Source organism: Stenotrophomonas sp. HMWF003, assembly GCF_003061285.1.
GTDB lineage: Bacteria > Pseudomonadota > Gammaproteobacteria > Xanthomonadales > Xanthomonadaceae > Stenotrophomonas > Stenotrophomonas maltophilia_AP.
Genome location: NZ_QAIW01000291.1, coordinates 1 through 3,111 on the forward strand (window position 1 = coordinate 1; position 3,111 = coordinate 3,111).

At 65.6% G+C, this 3,111-nt stretch carries 3 protein-coding genes; 2 read left to right on the plus strand and 1 reads right to left on the minus strand.

Annotated elements, in window-relative coordinates; translation table 11 throughout:
• The coding region (locus DBR34_RS12005; RefSeq protein ID WP_128096963.1) for a TonB-dependent receptor at positions 1-2,023 on the plus strand (2,023 nt) is incomplete at its 5' end.
• A 43-nt stretch (positions 2,024-2,066) separates the two neighbouring features.
• Here DBR34_RS12005 and DBR34_RS12010 read toward each other — a convergent pair.
• Complete coding sequence (locus tag DBR34_RS12010) at positions 2,067-2,252, minus strand: hypothetical protein (protein WP_128096964.1); 186 nt, start codon at positions 2,250-2,252, stop codon at positions 2,067-2,069.
• A 185-nt stretch (positions 2,253-2,437) separates the two neighbouring features.
• Here DBR34_RS12010 and DBR34_RS12015 point away from each other — a divergent pair, with 185 nt between their 5' ends.
• Positions 2,438-2,833, plus strand: coding sequence for a DUF2628 domain-containing protein (locus DBR34_RS12015; RefSeq protein ID WP_128096965.1), 396 nt, complete (start codon positions 2,438-2,440; stop codon positions 2,831-2,833).
• Positions 2,834-3,111: the final 278 nt, after the last annotated feature.

Genomic DNA, 3,111 nt, shown 5'->3' on the forward strand with positions numbered 1-3,111 from the left:
CCGTCGTCCTGCGCGCCTGGTCCGTGCACCGCTGGCGCTGGCCGTGTGCCTGCTGCTGGCCACCCCGGCCGTTGCGCTGGCCGACGCCGCCGGCGAGCCCGCCGCCAAGAACCTCGACACCGTGGTGGTCACCGCCTCGGGCAATCAGCAATGGATCAAGGATGCCCCGGCCAGCATCAGCGTGATCTCGCGCGAGGACATCGAGCGCCAGCCCGTGCATGACCTGGGCACCCTGCTCAGCCGCATTCCCGGTGTCACCGGCGGACTCAGCGCCGCCGGCGAACAGTCCAAGATCAAGCTGCGCGGCATGCCGTCCAACTACACGCTGATTCTGGTGGACGGCAAGCGCGTGGGCAGCTCGGCCTCGACCAACTACCGCCCCGACCTGGGCCGCCAGGACCTCAACTGGATCTCGCCGGACCAGATCGAGCGCATCGAAGTGGTGCGTGGCCCGATGTCCTCGCTGTACGGTTCGGATGCGATGGGCGGGGTGATCAACATCATCACCCGCCGCATCGGCGACACCTGGGGCGGCAGCGCCACCCACAGCTACACCTCGCCGCAGGACAGCAAGCGCGGGGATACCCAGCAGATCGGCACCAACTTCTCCGGCCCGCTCACTGAAACCATCGGCATGCGCGTCGGTGCCAGCTACACCAACCGCGACTCGGACCGCAGCAATGGCGGCATGTACGGCAATGCCTATGGCGGCGAGAAGGACCGCAACTTCGATGCCCTGCTGGACTGGAAACTAAGCGACGCGCAGAGCCTGCAGTTCGACGCCGGCTACGGCGTGCAGCAGGCCTTTGCCAGCACCTCGCTGGAAGACGAAGGCGACGGCGCCTGGGGCGCCAGCGAACTCAAGCGCACCAGCCTGTCGCTGAGCCACACCGGCAACTGGTCCTTCGGCACCTCCAAGGTCACTGGCTACTGGACCGAATTCAAGAACGACATCGGCCCGACCGGCCGCTCCGAAGCCAAGGACATGATCCTGGAAGGCAGCCTGAGCACGCCGTTCACCCTGTGGGTGGACCACCAGCTGAGCGTGGGTGGCCAGTGGAAGCGCCAGGAGCTGACCAACACCGACACCATCGGCCAGGCCCCGGTGGACTACGCCGGCAACCCGGTGAACGGCGCATCGCTGGAAGTGGATACCTGGGCGGTGTTCGTCGAGGACGAGCTGAAGCTGCACGAAACGCTTGCCCTCACCCTCGGCGCGCGGCTGGACCACCACGAGCAGTTCGGCAGCCACGTCAGCCCGCGTGCGTACCTGGTCTACCACCCGGCGGAAAGCTGGACGCTGCGGGGTGGCATTTCCAAGGGCTTCCGCGCGCCCAGCCTGACCGAGAACGCGGCGTCGGCGGCGACCCAGTCCGGCGGCCGCGGCTGCGGTTCGCTGCGCCCGCTGGGCTATGTCACCGGCGGCTGCTACATGGCCGGCAACCCGAACCTGGATCCGGAAACCAGCACCAACCGCGAGATCGGGTTCAATTTCGACAACGGCACCGTGGACACCGGGCTGACCTACTTCCATACCGACTTCAAGAACAAGATCGAGTACGAACCCCTGGGCTTCTTCAACGGTTACTGGTGGACGCGCATGGACAATGTCGAGCGCGCCCGCACCAGCGGCATGGAAGGCAACGTCAACCTGAGCCTGGGCGAACACTGGCGCTGGCGCACGGCGGCGACCTGGATGAAGGAAGCCAAGAACCTGACCACCGGCGAGAACCTGATCGACACGCCGGAGTTCTCCGGCTACTCCTCGGTGGACTGGACCCCGGTGGATGCGTTCTCGGCAACGGTGTCGGCGCAGTACACCGGCAAGCAGGCCGGCATCGCCAGCACCTTCATCAAGGCCTACACGCTGTATGACCTGACCGCGGCGTGGCACGTCAACAGCACGCTGACCGTGCGCGGCGGGGTGAGCAACCTGGCCGACAAGAAGCTGTACGCCGAAGGCGCAACCGACTACTTCGTGGCCGGCCGCAGCTACTTCCTGGGCATGGCCGCGCGCTTCTGAGGCGTGCGTGGCCGCGCGCGGGGGCTCCCCGCGCGCGTGCCGATCAGGCGGTCAGCGGTGTGCTGGCCGCCGCGATGTCGGCCACTACCGGCGGGCGCGCCAACGCACGCGACGCGGACTGCGAGAACTGCAGCTGCGCCAGCTGGTGCTGGGCCTGGGTGGCAATAGGGCAAGGCGCGATGCACGGACCCGCTTCAGCGCGTTCGGGCAGGGTGACAACACTCGACATGGTCTGGTTTTCTCGATGCATTCCAATACGCCCCACGGCTCCCCGCCGCGCGGAATGCGCACCCTATATCAAAACGTTTTCGAATGTGTGACGGCCCCTGCACTCCCCCATCGGGCGCGCCAGAATACTGGCGCTGGGCCGAACTCCACAGCTATCATGTAAGCGTTTACACACATACGACGGACATGGACTCCAATACCTCTTCTTCTGCACCGCTCAGCCCGAAGTGGCAGTTCCGCTTCAACTTCTTCAACCAGCATGGCGCCCCGAGTTCGCCGGCCTTCAAGGCCGCGTACAAGCAGCTGCCGTTCGGCGAGAAGATCAAGGTCAACTTCAACTTCTTCGCGCTGTTCTTCAGCTGGATCTACTTCCTGATCCTGGGCATGTGGCGCAAGGCCCTGACCATCCTGGGCCTGTCGATCGTGGTGATGGTGGTGGCCGCCTTCATGCCCAAGGCTGTCGGCAACGGCATCGCCATTGCGTGGTCGCTGCTGATCGCCCTGACCGCCAACTACTCCTATTACCTGGAAAAGGTGAAGGGCGACACCAGCTGGAACCCCTTCGCGGGCATGCGCTGGTAAGCACTGCCCTGACGCGTTGAATCAAAGCCCGGTCGCATGACCGGGCTTTTTTTTGGTTCTTCTCCCATACGCGGGGCAAGAAAGAAACGTGCTTTGACGCTTTTAAGGCGCAGCCGTCGGCGGGTCGGACGCTGGGGCCCCATGCCCTTTCCGGCGAATGTCCTCCGGCGTCGGCCTGCGGCCGCCCCCTCCCCCTTTATTTCGCCTCCAAGGGCAGGGGGCCCCAGCGCCCGACCCACCGACAGCGCCAGAAAAGCCTGGCTTCCCCTGCTTACCGC